15 protein-coding genes are annotated in these 22445 nt (G+C 42.2%); 1 reads left to right on the top strand and 14 read right to left on the bottom strand.

What is annotated here, in order from left to right:
- Positions 1-479 precede the first annotated feature (479 nt).
- The 8 genes from ABZA00_RS07990 to queF form a co-directional block, all read right to left on the bottom strand.
- Positions 480-2090 carry a BCCT family transporter gene (locus ABZA00_RS07990; RefSeq protein WP_372881633.1) on the bottom strand — a complete coding sequence of 537 codons (1611 nt, stop codon included), beginning with the start codon at positions 2088-2090 and terminating at the stop codon, positions 480-482.
- 625 nt (positions 2091-2715) lie between these two features.
- Entirely contained in the window at positions 2716-4014 is a 1299-nt protein-coding gene (locus ABZA00_RS07985; protein ID WP_372881632.1) for an NCS2 family permease, read from the bottom strand.
- 226 nt (positions 4015-4240) lie between these two features.
- On the bottom strand, positions 4241-5971 hold the full coding sequence (locus ABZA00_RS07980) for a hypothetical protein (protein ID WP_372881631.1): 1731 nt from the start codon (positions 5969-5971) through the stop codon (positions 4241-4243).
- A gap of 308 nt (positions 5972-6279) precedes the next feature.
- Positions 6280-7614, bottom strand: a complete 1335-nt coding sequence (locus ABZA00_RS07975; RefSeq protein WP_372881630.1) for a diguanylate cyclase domain-containing protein — start codon at positions 7612-7614, stop codon at positions 6280-6282.
- Between the two features lie 305 nt (positions 7615-7919).
- Positions 7920-8705 (bottom strand): flap endonuclease Xni, encoded by a 786-nt coding sequence (xni, locus tag ABZA00_RS07970; RefSeq protein WP_372881629.1) that lies wholly within the window; start codon positions 8703-8705, stop codon positions 7920-7922.
- A gap of 136 nt (positions 8706-8841) precedes the next feature.
- Positions 8842-10194 (bottom strand): nucleotide 5'-monophosphate nucleosidase PpnN, encoded by a 1353-nt coding sequence (gene ppnN, locus ABZA00_RS07965; RefSeq protein WP_372881628.1) that lies wholly within the window; start codon positions 10192-10194, stop codon positions 8842-8844.
- A gap of 340 nt (positions 10195-10534) precedes the next feature.
- Positions 10535-12757 (bottom strand): GGDEF domain-containing protein, encoded by a 2223-nt coding sequence (locus ABZA00_RS07960; protein WP_372881627.1) that lies wholly within the window; start codon positions 12755-12757, stop codon positions 10535-10537.
- 12 nt (positions 12758-12769) lie between these two features.
- A complete protein-coding gene (gene queF, locus ABZA00_RS07955) occupies positions 12770-13627 on the bottom strand; it encodes an NADPH-dependent 7-cyano-7-deazaguanine reductase QueF (RefSeq protein ID WP_372881626.1) in 858 nt (285 codons plus the stop codon).
- Positions 13628-13698: 71 nt separating this feature from the next.
- On the opposite strand from queF, the gene syd reads away from it, so the two are divergent.
- On the top strand, positions 13699-14256 hold the full coding sequence (gene syd / locus ABZA00_RS07950) for a SecY-interacting protein (protein WP_372881625.1): 558 nt from the start codon (positions 13699-13701) through the stop codon (positions 14254-14256).
- Positions 14257-14301: 45 nt separating this feature from the next.
- Here syd and ABZA00_RS07945 read toward each other — a convergent pair whose 3' ends face one another.
- The 6 genes from ABZA00_RS07945 to ABZA00_RS07920 form a co-directional block, all read right to left on the bottom strand.
- The gene (locus ABZA00_RS07945) at positions 14302-14919 is read right to left on the bottom strand and encodes a CDP-alcohol phosphatidyltransferase family protein (RefSeq protein WP_372881624.1); all 618 of its coding nucleotides are present in this window, start codon (positions 14917-14919) and stop codon (positions 14302-14304) included.
- On the bottom strand, positions 14913-15599 hold the full coding sequence (locus tag ABZA00_RS07940; RefSeq protein ID WP_372881623.1) for an ATP-binding cassette domain-containing protein: 687 nt from the start codon (positions 15597-15599) through the stop codon (positions 14913-14915). The genes ABZA00_RS07945 and ABZA00_RS07940 overlap by 7 nt, the downstream gene beginning before the upstream one ends.
- Positions 15565-17307 carry an ABC transporter permease gene (locus ABZA00_RS07935; protein WP_372881622.1) on the bottom strand — a complete coding sequence of 581 codons (1743 nt, stop codon included), beginning with the start codon at positions 17305-17307 and terminating at the stop codon, positions 15565-15567. The genes ABZA00_RS07940 and ABZA00_RS07935 overlap by 35 nt, the downstream gene beginning before the upstream one ends.
- An 18-nt stretch (positions 17308-17325) precedes the next feature.
- Positions 17326-18471, bottom strand: a complete 1146-nt coding sequence (locus ABZA00_RS07930) for an ABC transporter substrate-binding protein (RefSeq protein WP_372881621.1) — start codon at positions 18469-18471, stop codon at positions 17326-17328.
- 9 nt (positions 18472-18480) lie between these two features.
- Complete coding sequence (lpdA, locus tag ABZA00_RS07925; RefSeq protein ID WP_372881620.1) at positions 18481-20610, bottom strand: dihydrolipoyl dehydrogenase; 2130 nt, start codon at positions 20608-20610, stop codon at positions 18481-18483.
- 467 nt (positions 20611-21077) lie between these two features.
- On the bottom strand, positions 21078-21557 hold the full coding sequence (locus ABZA00_RS07920) for an acyl-CoA thioesterase (protein ID WP_372881619.1): 480 nt from the start codon (positions 21555-21557) through the stop codon (positions 21078-21080).
- Positions 21558-22445: the final 888 nt, after the last annotated feature.

The raw sequence follows: 22445 nt of genomic DNA, 5'->3' as shown, positions 1-22445 counted from the left end.
TGATTGCAGTAACTAGTTGTTCTAATTACAAAATCAATAACGAAGCTAGCATTCATTTTAACAAGCATAAATGAATAGATAATTATCGGATTTGGTATAATACCAAAGGAATTAATGAAGTGATCAAGTATTGCGCAGGAACAAATTAACACTAACAAGGCGTGAGTTGCATTCGACCGTTGTTCTCACTTCACAAAAATCGTATGGAACGATTTTGAACAGCTTTAGCTGTCCACGAGGTGGTGAAGAACAGGACGTTCTGAGTAAAATTCACAACGCAGTTAGCGTTGATTTTAACAAGCTAGACTGATCACCTTTTTAGTTCCTTTGGTATAATATTGCTGGTTAACAAGGGCCGTATTTACCCGCTATGTGCGCAAGCGCTAATATGACATTACCTGGCAGCCAACAAAAGCAAGACTCCCTTGTGCATAGCACAAGGGAGTCTTGCTATAAAACCCCAATATTAGCCAGATATATTAGCTTTGTTTGCTTATTTTAGCTGATGCCTTGGGTTGGTCTATTTCAGTTAGCAACCCTTTCATCAGGCTAACACAACCCAGTAGTAGAATGATAGTAAAAGGCAGTGCGGCAATAATGGTGATCGATTGCAGCGCCTGAATAGACTGGGTTCCCCCAATCCATAACATAACCATCGCGATAAAAGCAGAGATAATGGCCCAAACCACTTTTTGTTTCATGGGTACTTCCAGTTTCCCGCCCGCTGTCATGCTATCGATAACAATAGAGCCGGAGTCTAGCGTAGTAACAAAAAAAACAATGATTAATGCGACGGCGATGACCGAGAGAATATTTCCGATAGGATAAGCATCTAACATATAAAAAAGGCTTAAAGATACATCGCTAATACCTTGTTCAGCACCCAACAGGCCAACCTTATCGATTATCTGTTCAATAGCAACACCACCAAAGACTGACATCCAGGCAGTGGTCACCAAAGTAGGAATAACCAATACGCAAACAAGAAACTCGCGAACGGTACGTCCTTTAGAAATACGTGCCACAAACATGCCGAAGAAAGGTGCGTATGCTACCCACCACGCCCAGTAAAACACAGTCCAGCCATGCAGCCATGTTGTATCGTCACGGCCGCTAGCCTGGCTCAAAGGGATGATGTTTTTTACATAACCAATCACGGCGGTAGCCAAAGAATCAACTACTGTTGTGAAATTCAAGACAGCAATCAACCCAAGGAATACAAACGCAATAATCATATTTAGATTACTTAAAAGCTTAACGCCTCCGTCCATACCGCGCGTAACAGACAGAATAGCTAACCCCATTATCACTACAATAATAAACTGCTGGAGGTAAAGGCTATTTTCAAAACCGAAAACATGACTAATGCCACTGGCCGCTTGTGAACCGCCTAAGCCAAGTGAAGTAGCTAAGCCAAACAAGGTAACTAATACCGTTAATACATCAATAATATCACCGGTTATCCCCCACACTTTATCACCTAAAAGTGGATAAAATACCGAACGCATTGAGAGTGGCAGCCCTTTGTTATACACAAAATAGGCCAAACAAAGCGCAGTCATGCCATAGATAGCCCAGGCATGTAATCCCCAGTGAAAAACCGTCGCCCCTAACGCGAGCTCTCGACCTGCTTGCGTATAAGGCTCAGCGTTTAGCGGTGTGCCGTACCAGTCGGTGAAGAACGCTGTAGGCTCTGCAACCCCCCAGAAAATTAATCCAATGCCCATGCCTGCTGCAAATAGCATTGCAATCCATGACATTGTTGAGTAATCAGTAGTGGCGTTATCACCGCCCAATCGGATTTTACCCAGGGGTGAAAATGCTAACACAACAGCAAACAGTAGTAAGATGTTTGCTCCCCACATAAACAGGAAGTCGAAATTAGAAAGAACAGCCCCCTTGATTGAGTCAATGGCTGCTTTTGCAACCTCTGGTTCCAGCATTAACAGAGTGACGATAAAAAGGAGAGACAAGCCTGCGGAGGCAGTGAACACTGTGTTGTGGACATCGAAGCCCCATTTATTGACATTATCCTGACCGATCTGATAATCCGTAGAATCAATACTGTATTTTTTTGATTTAAAATTCATAAATTAAGGTGTTTACATATTCGAATTAACGAATAGAAAGACCAACTCCATATCCAATTAATATTTGATTAGCTAGCCAATTGCATAAAAATAGTTATAAATCAATGCGTTGTGTTTTTTAGGCTTTGTGCTTAATCTCAGGCTGGCTACTCTATCATAAAAACACCGCTACTGAATTTAAATTTAAGGCTTTGACTTTATACCCATTCCGTTAATTAGATGATTATCGGATTTGGTATTATGATTGAATCACAATGAAATTTACTTAGACAGTTCCCCCAGAAATAGAGGGAACCTTGATGTATTGGTATATACCCATGATACTTCAAGATGCAAAGTCAGCAAGGCAAATTGTGCCGAGATGCGAGGCATAAAATTGAAGTATAGTTATTCTACATAGAGATTTTATAACAAAGCAAATTGGTGCAATTTACCTTGCCCTACGGGGCGCTAGCTCGAAAACCAGCGCTGCGTTGCAGCAATCGAAAAGGGAATAACCATTACCTCATGCTGCGTCTTGCTCTGCTCTCGGAGCTTGCGCCTGACAAAGCATCTTGAAGTAACATGGGTATATCTCTAAGCTACCTCAGGGGGAAAATTCCTGCATCCTGAGGTAAATAGTTTATTAACCACCCGGGAAGAAGATCATTTTTAGCAGGAACAATGTTGCTAAGAACCAAACGCTGGCACTTAACTCTTTGCTTTTACCGCTCATTACTTTAATTGCCGCATAGGCTATAAAACCAAGTGAAATACCGTTAGCGATAGAGAAAGTGAGGGGCATCATCAACGCCACAACTACCACTGGTGCTGCTTCTGTAATATCATCCCAATTAATAGTTTTCAGTCCGCCAACCATTAATACCGCAACGTACAATAACGCGCCGGTTGTCGCGTAAGCAGGGATCATTCCCGCTAATGGCGCAAAGAATAACGCTACTAAAAATAATACACCGACCATTACCGCCGTTAGACCGGTACGACCGCCTTCAGCAACACCTGCAATACTTTCAATATAGCTGGTTGTTGTTGATGTTCCCATCATAGAGCCGGCGATTGATGCTCCGCTATCTGCTAACAGAGCGCGGTTTAAACGCGGTAAATTACCGTCTTTATCCAATAGCTTGCCCTTGTCTGCAACCGCAATTAATGTGCCTGATGTATCAAACAGATCCACAAACAGGAAAGCGAAAACAACACTGATCATACCGACATTAAATGCACCGGCAATATCCATCTCCAGGAATGTAGGTGCGATACTTGGCGGCATTGACATAAGACCGTTATATTTCACATCGCCGAATAAAAAGCCGATTAGAGTTACCGCTAAAATAGCGTACATAACCCCGCCTTTAACGCGGTAATGTGCCAGTGCGATGGTTAAAAAGAAACCAGCGCAGGCAAGAATTGCCGGTAAGGCGTGCATATCACCCAGTGCGATAAGTGTCGGCGGATTAGAGATAACAATACCCGCATTTTTCAGTGCAATAAGCGCTAAAAATAAACCAATACCCGCAGCAATACCTTTGCGCATCGGCATCGGAATAGAGTTTATAATCCACTCCCGAACTTTGAACAGGCTTAATAGGGTAAAGCAGATACCCGATAGAAATACCGCTCCTAATGCCACCTGCCATGAGTAACCCATGTGACCGACGACAACAAAAGAGAAAAAGGCATTTAAACCCATTCCCGGCGCGAGTGCGACAGGGTAGTTAGCATAAAAGCCCATTATAAAACAGCCTACCGCGGCAGCTAAACAGGTTGCTACAAATACGGAGCCCGAATCCATACCGGCGGCAGATAACATTTGCGGATTAACAAAAATGATATAAGCCATGGTTAAAAAGGTAGTAATACCCGCAATAATTTCAGTTTTCACCGAAGTTCCGTGTTCGCTTAATTTAAATATTCTTTCGAGCATGATAGATCCGTATTATTAAGTGGGGGCTTTCTAAGGCGTTTTCAGAAAGGACAAAGTAGATGTTTAAAATTTGGGCAGATTATAAAAAGATATAGCCCGATATGCCAGTATTACAAGGGGCTATTTGAACAATCAATGCGTTTTTGCCTGATTTATAAGCGAAAAAACAAGCTGACCAAAGCCAGCTCGTTTTTATAGAGTGCTCCTTCTGGAATATCAGCTTATCTTATTTGTTAACTTTATTGCTTGCGTGGGAGTCGAAAACAATACCGTTTTCATTGATATCCAGATCAAATTTCATGCGCATATTGTAATTCTGTAAAAACATCGCCTCCTCAGGAAGGGGTTCGCCGCTTAATTCCGCGGCAGCTATCAGCGGATCAAGCATTCTGTTGAAGTCGAATGATAAACTGAACAGACCATTTTGGCTGAGCAGTTCATCGCTTAGTAAATTTGCCTGTTGCTGTGCTTTTTTACCGTTATAGATAACCAGATGCTTACCCTTGAGCGCTATTTTAGGTTGGATATTCAGCTGATAGGGCAGCAGAGCCCGTGTTGATAAATCAACGGCACTACCATCTGCAGGCAGCTGCATACGCTGCAGAGCAGGACTGAACATCTGCAGCGAGCTGAATAAGAGCATGGGATTGTCCGCCGAATAACTAACCAGACCATCTAAACTTTCCAAACTCTGATTGTTGCCGTTTTTGCTGACTGCGTAGTCCATCACTGCGAAGCTGACACCTTTCAGGCCATTTGCCATACTGCCGGCCATACCCAACATGCCGAGATCGTTTTGCCCCTGTTGTAAAGAATACTGCATCCCCTGTAGTGGCTGGCATTGATAATCGGGTGTCTGCAGCTCCGTCAGGATAGTTGCCGCAGCACTGCCCAGTTGATTAGCATCAACAGCAAAGCCCAATGCCAGTATATTGTTTTTAATATCCTGAGCATATGATGGTATGTAACCACGTAGTGATTGTAATGCACTGATAATTATCTTGTTTTTGCTTTCAATTACAGTAGAGAAATCCATTGTTGATTCATTTGTAGTGATGGTTAAATTGTTATAACCAAATACGGTGCGCGGCCAGTTATCGGCTATGGCGGTTAATTCCACCTGACATGCTGCTGTCCTGAAACTATGCAGCGGATTTTGTGCCGTCTTTTGCGGGAACATTAAACTGAGATGATCTGACAGTTGGTTGCCATCTGCGCTGGTTAAACCTTTCACTATCTCCCGGTGATTAAGAAAAGCGATATTCTGATCTGTGAAATGATGTTTGCCGGCAATCTCTTTTAACATATCAGTCCGGCTAATCGGTTTTTCAGCTTTAACTAAACCCAGGGAGGTTGCTAATAATGTTTCATCATTTAAAAAGCTATCCAATGTGACGGTTAAGATTCCTTTTTCCTGAGAAAAAATCAGTTCAATGTTTTGCGTTTCTGTCGGAGGATTTAAACGATAAGCACGATACTCAGTCTCCTGAACTTTGCCGGTACGGTGCGAATAACCACTTTCCTGTTCCGCTTTATCCAATAGATCCCAAATAGCCTGTGGATTTTCGACTTCAATTTTTAATACGGGTAATGCTCCCAGAGTATAAAAATAAGCGCGGATATTATCCGCCAGACCGAAGGTTTTAACAAACAGGTCTGCATCTTTTAACGCAGCCTGGTAAGTTTTTGCGATGCTTAAAAAAAACTCTGCCTGCGGATTACCCTGAACTGCCATATTTTGCAATGTTGCATGATCCTCAGCTGAACTGAGATTTGGCGTGGCAGTTAAATAATCTTTAATTGGAAAGGGTTGAAGCTGTGCGCTGAATAATGGCGTATCAGACGGCACGTAATCCAGAACATTATAAGCTGCAGGCCGAATATTCTGCTGTTGATTAAAAAAGTAAGCTCCGGCACCCGCAGCTGCGATAGCGGTTATGATTATTATTTTTTTCAAGTGATGCTCTCCTGCAGATAGTAAATATGAAAACTAATCTGGATAATGATGGGACCAATTTTGCCGGCTAAAATAAAGGCAGGCTGGAGTAGGTTACAACTTAACGTAATTGGCTGAAAAAGGAAGAGATAATCCTATTTTTTATTGAGCAGTCCAACCAAGCTAAGATCAATATGAACAATGTCTCAGGTGTAATCCGCATAGCAACAGTATTACCGCATGGAGTTGAACTACAGTGCTTGTTAGCGCGCCTTCCTCCGCTATACAAATGCTATCGGATACTTTGTGCTTTGGGCTGACAATGGATGCTAAACTTCCTTAAGATAAAGGGGATGAGAGATGACAGTTTCTGACTGCACATACGGAACTGCTTGCTGATTGCGTTTTGTATTATAGCAATAAAAACGGTTACGTCCTTCTGCCTTGGCCTGATACAGGGCCGCATCGGCATTGCGTAGCAATGTATCCGCATTTCCTCCACTATCGAGGCTGCATGCTATACCGATACTGGCTCCGATCTGTACCACTTGATCATTCAAGAGGAAAGGTTGAGAAATATGCTCCAGTAAGCGCCCGGCAACCATCTGGGTATCATCTTTCGCTGTGCCTTCTGATAGTTCCAATATAATGGCAAACTCATCGCCACCTAAACGGGCGATGGTATCTGAGTCACGCAGAGCCGCCTTCATTCTTTGGGAAACCTGTTCTAAGAGTTGATCTCCGGCCGCATGCCCGAGACTGTCATTGACCTCTTTAAATTTGTCCAGATCCAGCATGATAACGGCAGCCTGGACATCATATCGTTGAATCCGCAGAGCCGTCTGATTTAGTCGATCATTAAACAAAAAACGGTTTGCCAGACCCGTTAAACTGTCATGCTGAGCTTGGTGAGTTAGCTGCTCCTCAAGTTGCTTTTGTGCTGTGATATCATATGCCGATATCATAGCCCCCTGTTGTTTTCCGGTGTTGTCATAAATGGGGCAACCACGGGTCAGAAGAATCAGGGAATTCTGCCCCTGGTTTTTCAGTACGACTTCCTGCTGTGTCACTACTTCCCCCTGAAGAGCGCGGTAAAGTGGTAATTGCTGCAGGGTTAAAAGCGATACCTGATAGCCATCATACTGGGGGGAAAGAGCATGCCACTCTTGCAGTGTTAAACCGATTTTTGCGCCGATTAAAGGGGCTACATTACGGTCATTGGACAGGATAATACGGCCGTCGATATCACAAGCAACAACCAGATCATGACTCTGCTGTACAACTGCCCGGATAAACTGCTGTGTTTTCTGCAGTGCAGCTGTGCGCTCGTTGGCCTCGGGCAGCAATTGCTCGGACACATGATTCTGGGGTGGAATCCATTTTAGCAAACCTAACAACAGCACAAGGTAACCTACTGAGTATAATGATTTTATTATAAATAACTGGGTTGCAGTGCCCCCATTTAATAGATCCTGTTCAAGTCCGTCAAACTCGTCGGTGAGAGCCAGCAAAGCGGCAAAAGTTAATAGAAAGAAAGCGATCTGGATTTGCTTCCGTCCACTTTTCCTGCCGTTCTCGCCTCGTCCCGTCCAGATTAGAAAACCTGTAATTAATAGTAGAAGTAGCGTCTTAAACACTTCTATTCCTAAGCTTAACAAATCCATATGTTATCATCCATTTTACGTCCCTGTTTAGCTGCATGAAATCACCTTAACTACGGCTGCCTGTTTTTGTGAGGTTATCAAATAAATGTGAAAATGTGTTGTTGTCAATATATAAATGTTATCTAGATCAAAGTGTTAATATTATTTTTATTTTTTATTTTGTAAAAAAGTGATCATTATGCGCCTGGTTTAACAAACGTATAATGAATTAACGATATTGGAAGGGGGAAGATTTTAGCCTGGTATTTAATAGTTCTTACGCTGAAACAGAAGATTTGCGGACGGGGGATGACCAATGGGCTTGCCTAATAGCTTTGCTCGTAGCGTAAATCCTTTAAATTAAAACCAAGCTGAAGATCTGTTTTTAATGTTACTAACTGTTTAGCTAATAAGGCCTCTTTTTGTTGGGATTTGATTTTTGTTAACAATTTATTTTCAGGATCATCTGCTTGTTTAAAAATATTATCTAAACTGCCATATTGTTGTAACAGAGATAATGCGCCTTTGCTGCCAATCCCTTCTGCACCCTTAATTGTACTGCTGGAAATGCCCGTGATCGCCCAATAATCGCATAGTTGATCACTGCTCACTCCCATTTTATGCTGCACCTGCTGCCTGCTGATAAACCTGTTCTGAAAATAATCATAAATACTGATATGGTCATCTAATATCTGATAAAAACCTTTATCGGTCGAGACAATAATGCAGTTTTGCTGCTGTTTTGACATTTTATCAGCAAGGCAGGCTATCAGGTCGTCAGCCTCATCTTCTTCGCTTATTAAAGAGTCCACTCCGATTTCAAAAAAGTGTTCCTGAATTTGCAGTAAACCTTGCTTAAGCAGCTCCGGAACAGGCTTTCTGCCTTGCTTGTAGTCAGGATAAATTTGATGGCGCCAACTCGCGGTATGACTGTCAAAGACACAAATAACATGGGTCGGATGATGAATACGCAGCAGTTTTTTTAGTGCATTGGTAGCGGTAGTTTGTGTCGCAATCAGTGCTGAAAGGGTATCGCCATGTTGCTTGTGCTGTACTGCGTAGATTCGCCTGATCAGGTTCATTGCATCAATAATTAATAGGGTTGATATCATATTTGTGCCGATTTTAATGGTGAATGATGGCTCTTTTTGTTTTGTATTAAGACCATTACAGGCCGCATATACTCAAGGTATAAGCCCCCTAAAAGCTTATGTCTTTTCAAGGGACGGAGCCGCTTCTCAATAATAACTATTTGATTATTTTGTAGCAGGGCTGATAAACCGAGCCGGGTAACTTCATACGTCCTTGTTTGATAAAACTTTCCAGCAATTTATCTATTTTTCCCATTAATGCCTGCTCGCCTTTGATTTCAAAGGGGCCGAATTTTTCGATCGCTTTAATCCCTTCATCCTTGACATTTCCACTGACAACGCCTGAAAAAACACGGCGTAAATTTGAAGCAAGTTGCTCCTTAGGTTGTTTACTGTCCAAAGCTAAATTTTTCATATTCGCATGGTTGGGAGAAAAGGGCTGCTGGAACGATTCGGTTATTTTAAGAGACCAGTTAAACGAGAACGCGTCGCCAATAGCACGGCGATATTCGGTAACTTTTGCCATAGATTTTTTAAGTGTCTGGGCGACCAAAGCAGGATCATCAATAATTATTTGATAGTGCATACTCGCTTCCTCACCTAAGGCGGCGCTAATAAATTTATCAATTGCTTTGAAGTAAGCTTCGCTGCATTTAGGGCCGGTCAGAATAATAGGCAAAGGCTGACGTTTATTTTCAGGGTGCATCATTATCCCTAAAAGGTACAATAGCTCCTCTGCAGTTCCCGGTCCGCCCGGGAAAATAACAATGCCATGGGAAATGCGTACAAATGCCTCAAGACGCTTTTCAATATCGGGTAAAATAACTAATTCATTAACGATCGGGTTGGGTGGCTCGGCTGCGATAATACCCGGCTCTGTGATACCGATATAACGGCCATTGTTAACCCGCTGTTTTGCATGACCGATTGCCGCGCCCTTCATTGGGCCTTCCATTGCACCAGGACCGCATCCGGTGCAAATATTAAGCTCTCTCAGCCCTAATTGACTACCAACTTCCCGGGAATAATCATATTCCTCTGCCTGGATAGAATGGCCTCCCCAGCAGGTAATAATATTTGGCTCCACGCCCGCCTGCAGGACACTGGCATTACGTAAAATAGAAAAAACTAAGCTGGTGATTTGTGATGAATTATTTTCATCATCGACCTCTACCCTAATCTGGGTATTAACGTATAACAGATCCCGTAATACAGCAAACAGATGCTCCTGAATACCTTTAATCAGCTCACCATCTATAAATGCTTCTTCGGGAGGGTTGTGCAGTTCAATTTTAACCCCTCTTTCCTGATGTAATACTTTGATATCAAATGTTTTATATTTTTCTAAAATTTCTTTACTGCTGTCAGTGTGGCTGCCGGAGTTAAGCACAGCCAGCGAGCAGTTACGAAATACTTTATAAATATCGCAGCTTGCGCTTTTTTGTAATTCATTGACTTCAAGTTGTGATAATAAGGCCATACTGCCTACGGGGTTGATATTAGAGATCATGAAATTTCCTTGCGTTATTCATGGTGATAGCGTCATATAGTTTAAAAAATCGCGAATTTTGCGTTCTGCCAAGCAGTCTCGTATAAATTGTCAGGTATTGTGAGTCGCCAGCTTGAAGCTGGAAAATTCCTGAAAACTTGTTTACGGGTACTTGGAAAGAGCTCTCTATTCTTTCGCTAACACGCCTTGCCCGAGTGATTTTCAGTCTGCTCTGGCGTTTTTTGAACTACATGGTCCTTTGAGTAATTATCTAATCAATCTTGTTAGTTAAAATCAACGATAACTGCTTTTTTTTCAACCCTGTACCCAAACTATTTGCAGTTCCTGCTTCCTGGAGCTTTCAAGTGGTTTGAGGATAGAGGTCATCGTTTTGCCCGGCATTATCAAGTTCAGGCCAGGTAAAGAGAAAATTTCTATGGCTGGATTGGATTTTAACCAAGCCTTTATCTATGGCAATTTGCCCTAATTGCCATAGATCCCCATCAAAAAATGCCGGTTGTAAATTATCTATAGCATACAGTTCAACCCAGCTACTTTCCTGTTTTGACCTGCGGATTTGGCTTGCGGCAAAAAGAGCGAGGCTGTTCAGGTTGAGGGTCTGAGCCGGGCTGATAGCCCGACTCGCATTGCTTAAAAATGGGTACGCGACAATCCCGATAGAAATAGCCCCGGGTAAATGATGTAGCGCTGCGAAATCTGCAAAAAATTGCTCAATTTGATGAGCCAGACCCGCGGCATTATAAAAAGCCGTTTGCTCACTGATAAATAAAATTTGGTTATCACGAATATGGAACAGATTGATATCATCAGAAAAATATGATTTTAATGCTTCCCCGAGTTTTTCCTCTAGTTTCTCCGACGGCAGCGCCCCGCGTAATTCATTAAGCTCGCTTAAAAATGGCACTTTGACCAGTGCGTAAAATAACGGTTTGCCGCAATAAATCGCATTAAAGTTGTTAATGGTATTGCCTTGTGTGGGCAGTTTACTGCGGGCATGGAAAGAAAGTTGTTGCTGTGTTTTTTTCTCTATAGCACTCAGTTTTCGATAACGTTTTGATGTGGATAAGAGAATGATAGTAGACAATACAAAGAGAGTGATTGACGTGTAAGTTAATGTTTTATAGAGGATGGTTGTTTTTTGCAGTTCTGTATTTTGGCTTTCTAATCTATTCTGCTGCTGTGCCTGTTCAAGAAGCTGCAGTTGTTCACTAATTTGCAGCTGCTGTAATTTAAAGGAATTTTCTTTGATCTTATTCTGCAGCGAGTGGAAATTTTTAAAATGTAAAATAGCCAGCTGCGGAGAGCCGGTTATTTCATAACTTAACGCGAGCATCTCATGCGCCTGCGCGCGAAGCGCCGGATCGTTTTGTCCTGCAAGCTGCAGTATTTTTTCCAATTGTAAAATAGCAAGGCCGGGATCTTCATTAAAAAGGTTCAATTTTGCCAGCAATAAAAGACTTTCTATCTGCAGGCTCACTTTATCTAAGCGGTTAAAATGGAAGCGGGCATTCTGCAGATATTTTTGCGCCAGTTCCAGATCAGCCTTATTATTTTCGTTGCTGCCTTTTTCTGCGTAAGTTCTGCCTATTTCAAGGTAGGTAATGCCTAATAGTCCGCCATGTGAATTCTCTTCAATCAGCTCCAGCGCGTTGAACAGGTATATTAAGGCTTGATTATGTTCGTTATTCTGACGCTTTAATACCGCAAACTGAGTGATACTTTGCACTTGCTTTACCGTATGTTCAGTGCCCATATACAGTTCTATTCTTTGGCTGGAATAATCTAATGCGCGACTAAAGCGGTACTTTTTTTGATACATCGTGGCAATGCTGTTTTTCACTTGCCCGCTGAGTTTAATAAAACCGTGCTTGTCGGCTAATTTGTCGGCGGTCAGAAAATGCAGACTGGCTAATTGTTCCTGCTTGATGTGATCAAAATAAAGCCCCTCGTAATAAGAGGACCAGGCATGTAATTTTATATTTGTATTGTTTTTTAACGCTTGTTTGGCCTTTGCCTGCGCACTATGGGCATCCTGGTAATGATCTTCTTCCAGATACAGTTTACTGAGGGTTAATAACCTTGTAATGGTTAAATTGTTTGAGGTCATTAATGGCGGTTGAACATCTTCAATGCTGTCATTGAGTAAACTTATCAGTAAAAAATTACTTAATTGAGGGCGGTCCTCCTTGGGAATTGCAAGAGCAAGGATATTTAATGTTTCTATTTTATCGTTATTACCAATGGGCTTCTGCAAAATAGACTGCAATAACTCCAATGCTTTATGATATTCGCCAAGCTGAGCATAACAGTATGCTTGTAATTGTAGCGGTAGTTCATTGCCGTTCTGCAGGTTATTGGTTACTGTTGTATTGTTGTAATGCGCGTTTATATAGAGGGTGGTTTCAGCAATACACAAACGCGGTGCGCTATTGCGCGCTTCGAAAGCATTTCTCAGTATTTCAGGGACCACCACGTCGATTAATTCGAATGCGCTTGCCGAGTGACTTGACTGAATTAAAAATAGCGCACAAACGGCGCGAAGGTATTGATAAAGATGTTTCATAACGCCTTGTTTTTATTGTCTTAATAAGCGGGTGTTATTGGTTTTGTTTGTACTTTCCGTTGCGCGTAGCGGATTGATATCCAACCCGCCCCGGCGAGTATAACGTGCATATACTGAAAGCGAATCAATTTCTCCGAACTTCATCAGGTCACAATAAATTCGTTCAACACATTGCTCGTGAAACTCATTATGCTGTCGGAAAGAGATTAAATAGCGTAATAATTTTTCCCGGTCTAATTTTTTTCCTGTATAGCTTATTTCGATACTGCCCCAATCCGGCTGGCTGGTAATCAAACAGTTTGATTTTAACAAATGAGAATAGAGGGTTTCTGTTACCTGAACATTTGAGCTGATATCCTGCAGATACGTTGTTGTGAAATGATAGTTATCAATTTCAATATCTAAACTATCTAAACATTCCCCTGTAAAGGTACCCAGTTTATCGCTGAAATTATCCAAATCAGCATTCAGCACAACGTCAACTGCTTTATTAGCACAATCCGACAAGTCTGCTGTCAGCACTTTCTGTACTTCCGCGATGCTGGCAAATTTGGTCTGGTTAAAGCTGTTTAAATATAGCTTAAATGATTTTGATTCAATCAAGTTGTCACTGTCAAAGGGAACTTTGACCACCCCGGTTGCAACCATGGGTTTGCCTTTACTGTTTAACCAGGACAGTTCATAAATGTTCCATAAATCAAAACCATAAAAGGGCAATTTGTCAGCTGAAAGCTGTAATTCATCACGATTTAAGCTGCGTGGTACACCCTGTAATAAGCTCGCATCGTAAATGTTTTTATAGGTTGTGCTCTTCCCCAAAGAAAGGTTTTTTAATGCGGCATCTTGATCATAGAGTGGTTTTTGATTCATATTTTTTCGCTTTTCTTTTTTAAAACAATACAATGATACTATTGTAAACAAATTAAAGAATTATTCGAGCAATGAATCATACAACAAAAACACAGTTATTCGATTTTTATGAACGTTTCAAGAACTTGTGGCAAGCAGAAAAAAACTCGTTACCACAGGCTTTTTTTGATCCCTCATGGATTTCTCCCTGCCAGATTGGGGAGGTTGAAAACCACCTTATACACTGGTCGCCGGTTAAGCGTGAAAGTGCTATTGATCTGAGTAATATTGAGCAGGCTCTGGATATTAAACTGCATCCAAGTATTGTGGATTTTTTCTGTTCGGCTTACTCAGCGGGTTTACCTGCTGTTTATCAGGGGCATCCTATCGAATTGATCCAGGTTTGGAATGAAGACGATTTTCATCTCTTACAAGAAAATATGATTGCCCATTTTATGATGCAGGATCGGTTAAAAAAACCGGCATCCATGTTTATCGCCAGCTGCAGCGATGAGATGCAGATAGTGTCGGTATTAAATGAGACTGGTCAAGTACAGTTAGAGACCTTAGGAAAAGGTCAGGAAGCCATTTTAGCTGAAACTTTAGCTGATTTTTTAGATGCTTTAACCCCCGCTATTGAACATGAATAACAGATAGATAAACCAGTTGAGTGGTGATCTCAACTGGCTGCCATATCAATGTTTGAGCGCCTGATACCCGGTCCAAATTCTTGTTGCCGTGGTGAGCCAGCAGAGAAAGCCAAATGTATAAGCAATAATGGAAAAATATTGCGGCACTAAACATAACAGAGCAAAACAAAGGATGGTTTCGGTTCCTTCTGTTAAGCCCCCTATGTAATACAAAGATTTGTGGCGCTGAGCCGGATTACCCAGGTGGGCAATATTCCTTTTCCCGGCCATAATAGCGAAAGCCAGGAAGCTTGAGCCTGTTCCGACAAAGGAAAAAATTAAAAAAGCCCCGGCGATAGAATTGCTCTGTGGATCCGCCACAATAAAACCAAAGGGCACCAGTGAATAAAAAAGAAAATCCAGGGTGATATCTAAAAATCCTCCCGCATCTGTGATGCCTTGCCTTCTCGCGATCGCCCCGTCAATACCATCAAAAATACGGTTAACAATAATAAACAGCAGGGCAAGTTTATATTCCTGATAGACCAGGGCCGGAAAGCACAGCAGCCCGAAAAAGAAACCGGATAATGTCACCTGATCCGCTGTAATACCGAGATTATCTAATTGTTTTGCGGTGAAATTAAGCGGTTTTCGGATAACTTCATTAGAGAAATGATCTAACATTGTTTTTCCTTGATGTTTCTATCGCTAACATTGTTTTGCTGCTTTTCATCCCAGGGCCATTGCAGGCTTTGGCCCGGATCAGGTACATCGGATTCATCATGGGTAACCATTAAAGCGGGAAGTTTTCTTTTTTTGATTTGTGCAAACACCCAGTTTCTAAAGTCGCTACGTAAGGTTTTATCTAATTTACTGAAAGGCTCATCGAGTAAAACGGCCGCAGGCTCAGCAAGTAACATTCTCATCATGCTGACCCTTGCCCGCTGTCCTCCTGATATTTGTGACGGCGCCTTGTCGGCTAATGCCAACAAATTGAGTTCACTTAAGGTTTGCCTTGCGACTGTTTTACGCTGTTCCTTTTTATACTTATCAGGCAGGGCAATGGCGAGGTTTTCCCAGACCGTCAGGTGCGGAAATAACAGGTCATCCTGAAACAGGATACCAATTTTACGCTTCTCAACCGCGATATTATTGAGTAACACACCATTTAAATAATATTCGCCGGCGTAGCTGAAATCCGGCGAAATATGACCAGCGATGGCACTCAATAAAGTCGATTTTCCGCAACCACTCGGACCCATCAAAGCTAATATTTCTCCTTTCTGGATTGAAAATGAAAGAGGAGAAAATAACATTTTCCCATGGTCATCAATAATTGACAGATTTTTTACTGATAGGGACATCGCTATCAACACTCCTTTTATTTACTTTGTTCTGATGAATCATCATACCTGTTTTCTGGCTGATAAAGATGGCCAGGATATAAAAGATAAAAGGCACTAAAGACTGCAGCAGGGCATAAATAGCACTGATGCGTCGATCTTGACCGCTGGCCAGGGCAACCGCTTCGGTGGTTAAGGTGGCAATGCGCCCTCCGCCGAGCATCAAGGTTGGTAAATATTGCGCCAGACTGACACTGATTCCAACCGCCCAGGCAATGCAGATAGCGGGTAATAAAATTGGCCTTTTAATTTTCCACCAGACCTTAAAAGGGGACATCCCCAGGCTTAGTGCAACCCTATCCAGACGTTTTTCATAACTTCTCCAGGGACCGTCTAAGACCAGGTAAACGTAAGGAAAGGCAAAGAAAATATGTGCCCAGATAACCCATAGGTAATAATGCTGACGAGCGGCAAAAAGCGTCGCTATTTGTATACCGAATAAAATTGATAATTGCGGCGCCAGCATAGGGATGGCAATAAGTAAGCGGGGAACAGGCGGCAGACGTTTATGAGTCACGCTATGCTGGTTGTATTCATGGATGATAATCGCAAATAAAAGTGCGAAAGTTGCGCTGATCAGGGCAATAGAAATACTGTTACCGATAATACCCCACAAAAATAACCATTCCTGCTGCCAAAAACGCAGGGACCAGGCGGAGGGAAGAAGATCCGGAAAAGACCAGCGCTGAGCAAAAGACCAGAGCAAAAGCACAGGCAGGGTGGTTAATGAGATAACGTAGGTAAACAGGATTGCACTTTTACCCGGTAGCGGTAAAGAGCGACGTCCGCTGCTTTGCCATGCGCGCTGCCTGCAGACCACTAACCATTCTACAAAACGGATTAAATACAATGCCACAATGCACAGTAACAAAAGTAAAAAAGCACCTGCAGATGCTTTGGGTAATGTAGACAGATCCGCATCATTTAACCATTGCCATATCAGTACCGGAAAGGTTGATGGGGATGTCGGACCGAGCACTAATGCAACGTCAACTACCGATAGACTGTATGCCATCACGGCAAACAGGGTAAAACGTATTTTAGGAAGCCACTGCGGCAATATTATTTTTTGCCATGCTTGTGCGTTGGAATAGCCCAGACTGTGCGCCATAACCAGAGTGCTGTTGATATTAAGTTGCTTAAGCAGGGCTATGCTCATAAACAGTAAAAACGGAACCTCTTTGATGGTCAGGGCGAGAATTAATCCTAAACCGTAGGGGTCATTAATTAAACTCCAATGCGTAATACCAAGGTCGCTGAAAATAGTATTTAAAATACGTGCAACAAAGCCGCTGGGGGTGAATAAGAATGCAAAACCAACGGCAAAGGCGACATGTGGCAGGGCTAATATCGGGGCGAGCAGTTTTTCTAATTTATGCCAATAGCGCTTGCCCCAACAGGACTGTAAAATGGAGAAGGCTAAAACAGCTGATAAGAACGTACTGCCCAATCCGATAAACAGGGTGAGTAAAATTGATTTGTGCAGGCCGGGCCATAACAAAAGCTCCGTGAATCCGGTTAAAGAAAAAGTGCGCAGTTCAAGGGCTGGGATATAAGCAAACGCGGTAAAAACCACCCCGGCCAGGCCGGGAAGCAGTGGCACAAAAACGATCAAAACAGCTGCCGCCAGCAACAGCAAAAATGAGATTTTCTGAATTGACCGGTTCATCGATAACAACAACGTTTTCTAATGGCCATATCTTTTTTGCCATTCGTTTTCCAGAGCACTTTGCCAGCTCGGGTGAGGTTCTTCTATCGCTTTGAAGAACTGTGTATTTTGCGTCGTGCTGGTGATCGCAGATGATTGTAAAACAGTTGGATCTCCCCATACTGAAATATCCGCTTTTTTCGCTTGAGCTTCCGGGCTCAGCAGGAAATTAATCGCGACTAAGGCACCCTCTTTGGCGGAAGCGTTCCAGGGAATCGAAAGAAAATGAATATTTGATAATGCACCGCCCGCAAGTGCGTAAGCCGCTGTTGATTCTCTTAATAAACCGTTTTCCTGTGCACTGTACACTTCATTAGGATTAAAAGAGATCGCCAGATCCAGTTCTCCATCATCTAATAATTGAATGGTTTGGGCATTATTATCAGGAAACTGTTTACCCTGACGCCAGGCGACTTGATGAAGCGCATCTAAATATGACCATAGTGGTGCCGTTATCTGTTGAAACGTATTGTTATCAACAGGTAAAGACAGTGATTCAGGATTTTCACTTAGCTCAATTAATGCCGACTTAAGAAAACTGGTACCATGAAACGATGGCGGGCGCGGGTAACTGATTTTATTAGGATTGTTTTGTGCGTAAAATAATATCTCCCGATGGCTCTGCGGCGGACTATTTAATTTTTTCTTATCGAAAATAAATACCAACTGGCCGATACCCCAAGGTGCTTCCAATCCCTCTGTCGGTTCGGCGAAATCAGTGTCTACGGGTAATGATTTATCAACATAGTGCCAGTTTGGCAGCTCTGTGACAAAAGGGTCACTAAGCAGATTAAAGCGCTTCATGGATTTAAAGTTTTCGCCATTGATCCAGACCATATCAATGCTGCCATTACTGTTTTTATCAGCTGTTTTTTCGGCCACCAACCGGGTAATTGCTTCGGAAATATCAGAGACTTTTACATGTGTTAAGGTGACACCATATCGCGCCTGCAGGCGCTTATCTGCCCAGCGTAAATAGTTGTTAATATCCTGACTGCCGCCCCATGCGTAGAAAAAGACCCTTTGACCTTGTGCTTTTTTTTCGATTTCATTCCAATTTATACCCTCTGCCTGAGAGATGCTCACCGACAGCAATAAGCTGATAATGGCGATTAATTTTTTCATAAGAGATCCTTACTTTCGAGTCCAACGATGATACTTCTCTGCCCATTTAAGAAGCGTTTGCGGAGCGTGATTTTTCTTCCATATTCCTGCGGTAAATTTACTCGCCTCACTCATGGTCGGATAGGGATGAATGGTAGCGAGAATTTTATTTAAACCTAGATTATAGCGCATTGCCAGAGTGAACTCAGCAAGGAGATCTCCTGCGTGCGAGCCGACTATCGTTACACCTAAAATTTTATCACTGCCGGTGGCGGTTAATACTTTTACAAAACCCAGATCATGGTCATCGGCAATGGCACGATCCAGGTCATTCAACTCATATTGTGTGATCTCATAACCGATGCCGGCTTGTTGTGCCTCCTTTTCATTAATTCCAACCCGGGCGAGTTCCGGATAAGTGTATGTTGCCGCCGGCATGATTGAATAATCAGTTTTAAATTTTTTAAAGCGGCCGAACAATCCGTTGACTGCTGCATACCAGGCCTGATGTGCCGCTGCATGGGTTAATTGAAAAGGTCCAGCGACATCTCCCACCGCGTATATATTGGCGTATTTAGTTTGTAAATACTGATTAACAGCAATGGTTTTTGTTTTATTGAGCTCAATTCCAAGTTCTTCCAGACCAAAACCGCTTACATTCGCCTGTCTGCCGATCGCAACAAGGACGACATCGAACTCTTTAAAAATTGTCTGCTCCTGATGCTCTAAGCTTACTAACTGGCGGTTGTTTTCGTGGGAGAAAGCACTCACATTATGATTCACTAATACTGCAACACCCTCTTGGCTTAGTTGCTTAGTGATCAGCTCGGCAGCGTCTGCATCTTCTCTAATCAGTAACTGCGGCAGGCGCTCCACAATGGTCACCTCGCTGCCGAGGTGGTTAAAGCATTGGGCCAATTCACAGCCAATTGGGCCTCCTCCAAGCACCAGCAGCTTTTTAGGCAATTCCGGTAACGACCAAATCGTATCGGAGGTGACATAACTAGCCTCTTCTAAACCGGGAATAGGCGGAATAAAAGGTTTGGCACCGGTGGCGATAACAATATTCTGAGTCGTAATCACCTTGCCGTTGATTTCTACCTCCCAGGGAGAGATGATCTTTGCTTCACCCTGTAAGCAGTTCACACCCAATTCAGAATAGCGCTCCATTGAGTCGTGCGGTTCTATTTTTTGGATCACATTCTGCACGCGGGCCATCACCTGTTTAAAATCAATATGATTAATTTGCGCATCAACGCCAAATTGTGCCGCATTTAATATCTCTTTAATATTGTGACTTGTTCTGATTAATGCTTTTGACGGAACGCAACCGGTATTTAAACAGTCACCACCCATTTTATGTTTTTCAATCAGGGTCACTTTGGCTTTTACCGCCGCTGCGATATAAGCAGTTACCAGACCTCCGGAGCCTGCACCGATAACGACCATATTTTGATCGAAGGATGCCGGCTTCTGCCAGTCACGATAGACCTTTTTTTGTTTGATGGTATTGATTACAAATTTGCTGATCAGCGGAAATAAACCTAAAACTGCAAACGATAATAAAACTGCGGGGGAAAGGATATCGGATAATGACTGAATTGCAGCAAGCTGAGTACCGGCATTGAGGTAAACGACAGTCGCAGGAAACATACCGATTTGGCTAAACAGATAATATTTTTTTGTCGAAATGGGGGTTAAGCCCATTAATAAGTTGATTACAAAAAAAGGGAAAATGGGAATCAATCTTAGAGTAAGTAGATAAAGTGCCCCGTCTTTTTCAATTCCCTGATTAAGCGCCTGTAGTTTTCTGCCAAATTTAGCTTGTACCCAGTCTCTGAGCAGATAACGGCTGAATAAGAAAGCCAGTGTGGCACCGATAGTACTGGCAAATGAAACTAATAAAACACTCCACCAAAAGCCGAATAATGCAGCGCCGATTAGGGTTAAAATAGTTGCGCCGGGGACGGAAAGGGCCGTGGCTACAATATATAAGAGGAAATATAATATACTGGCAACTGAAAAGTTGTTACTTATATAGTTGTTAAGTTGAGTTTGTTGGTTTTTGGCATTTTCCAGTGTCAGCTGATCACTGAAATCAAAAACTAACCACAGTGCCAGCGCTGCTAAAACGATAATAATTATTTTTTTCTTATCCATTGATAATTTTCCTGAAATCCAAAAAAGTGTTCGTTATCCAAGTGACCGGAAAGACCAAAAAAAAATTTCATAATCAATCAATTATTTAACCTTACAGAGTTAATCATAGGAGATTTTTTCTCGTCAGAGTACTAAGAAATGAAGAGACTGGCGCCGGGAAGTACATTGATTGCTTTAATATGACAAAGAAATTACCGCTAACTAATCTGGCGCTTTAATGTTGAATAACAAATCCGATAAGTTAGCAGCAGGATAATTAATTTCCAGTTAACCCGGATCGTCTTGTAGTTCATAAAACAAACACCAGAGCAGCCCGAAAATTGCTCATTCAGCGTTGTGCCAGCCAGAAAGAGATCTCTATTCCTCCGCTAACACGCCCTGCCAGAGCGATTTTTAGGCTGCCTTATTTATTTCAGGGAAAGCAAATTATTTAATTTTATTAATTGGCGGTATGAGTTGTCGAAACTTTATTGCTCTACAAATAGCTGCATCTCTTCACCAATTTTTTTGCGCATATCCATAAGCTTACGGGCTGTTTTATTCTGTTTTATGTCAGCTTCTGTTTCCGGTACCCAGGCAGGAACGCTGACTGAATTGCCATGTTCATCTACTGCCACCATAATCACAATGCAGTGCGTGGTTAGGCGTCTGTTCAAAAATTTTGGATCGCAGGCATTAACCTCCACGGCAATATGCATCGAGGAGTTGCCCGTGTAGATAACTTTCGCCTCTACCTCAACCAGACTACCAACATGAATAGGGGAGACAAATCTTATTCCGCCAGCATAAGCTGTCACGCAATAATGACCGCTCCAGCCGGCCGCGCAGGCATATGCCGCGAGATCGATCCACCTCATGACTGATCCGCCATGTACTTTTCCACCAAAATTAACATCTTGAGGTTCAGCTAAAAAACGCAGGGTGATCTCTCTTTGTGGTTTATTCATTCACTAACCTCTCCTAAATGGTATTAAGTACTGTTGAACAGCTAAGTTACAGTAGTGTTAAAGAATGTTTAATCTATTTTTAGATAAAAAAGTTATAACATAGCGCGAACGTGAGGTTCGTCTTATTTCAAATCTGCTGACACCTCTTTTGGGCTAAGTGCCTTTCAGTTTGAATCCTCTGATCCAGACATCTTTAACTGTAATTGCAGCAAAAGTTGGTTGCAGGGGGATTGGATAAAGTAAAATATTTAAAAACAGTATTAAAAATCACATCAATGGTAGTTTCGGCAAAGAGAATTCACTGCCTGGAATAAAAAAACAGCAGAGACCCTCATTCCAGTGTATGTTTTTAAAGCATGTTGTCTGGTAAATGAGCATATGGTGTTTTAATTGCTAACAATGCAAATAAACACTTGCCAATGTGATCCGGATCCCTATAATGCGCATCCACGGAAACGGGAACGACGCAAGTCAAGCCGCTTACGAGAACAAAAAAGGAAGCTTTTTAAGGGTGTTAAGCAATTGAAAAGAATAGGATTTAATGTTTTGGAAGTGTTGGTTGCTTTTATAAAACATTAAATAAATAAACCTTGACTAAGTTCGAAAGGCGCGTATTATACGCCGCCTGGCCGAAAGGCACGCTCTTTAACAATTTAATCAAACAATCTGTGTGGACATTCATTGTTGATATGATTTCAAATAAGTCCTAGTTACTAGGCACTATATCAATAGAATGACACACGAATTAATTCATTAATAACATTGAAAGGTGTTTATCTTTCAATGATTAACGTAGCGAATGAACTTGTTCAATCGCAGTTAATTCAGAATAACAAAAGTATTTCGGTACTTTAGTTTTAGTCAGTAATATTGAGTCGCACTTTTAGT

It is taken from the genome of Psychromonas sp. (assembly GCF_041586535.1).
In the GTDB taxonomy this organism is placed as follows: domain Bacteria; phylum Pseudomonadota; class Gammaproteobacteria; order Enterobacterales; family Psychromonadaceae; genus Psychromonas.
This window is presented reverse-complemented; position numbering and strand designations above follow the sequence as displayed.